This is a genomic window from Paraprevotella clara YIT 11840, assembly GCF_000233955.1.
In the GTDB taxonomy this organism is placed as follows: Bacteria; Bacteroidota; Bacteroidia; order Bacteroidales; family Bacteroidaceae; genus Paraprevotella; species Paraprevotella clara.
Window position 1 is genome coordinate 1 of record NZ_JH376706.1, and the last position, 523, is coordinate 523.

The following is a 523-nucleotide window of genomic DNA, read 5'->3' on the forward strand; positions in this document are numbered from 1 at the left end:
CTATAACCTCTTCTTTTGATAATAATTTTGCTCTATGTGATATTGTTGGCATTTTTTATAGTTTTTAGTTGTTAGAAATTAATCGTTAGTACTTAATAGCTAAAGACTAAGTACTAACGACTAATAACTGATTATTTTTTTGCTACTAATTCAGCAATGCGAATAATCACTTCAGTAGCTTTTTCGAGGTTTTCTACAGGTACGAACTCATATTTACCGTGAAAATTATGGCCTCCTGCAAAAATATTAGGACAAGGCAAGCCCATAAAGCTAAGTTGTGAACCATCAGTACCCCCACGGATTGGTTTTGTAATAGGTGTGATACCCAATTCCTTCATTGCGCGCTCAGCTACTTCTACAATATGCATCACTGGTTTAATTTTTTCACCCATATTATAATATTGGTCTTTTATTTCAGCTACAGCTACATTGGGTATTTGTTTGTTAAGATCATCTACTATTTGCTGTACTAGAGCTTTGCGCTTATTGAAAATATCACGATCGTGGTCGCGGATAATAAGTT

General features: G+C 34.2%; 1 protein-coding gene. It reads right to left on the reverse strand.

Features of this window, described 5'->3' with window-relative positions:
* Positions 1-131: 131 nt before the first annotated feature.
* A partial coding sequence (locus tag HMPREF9441_RS17215) for a M20/M25/M40 family metallo-hydrolase (protein ID WP_008623653.1) occupies positions 132-523 on the reverse strand: 392 nt, incomplete at its 5' end.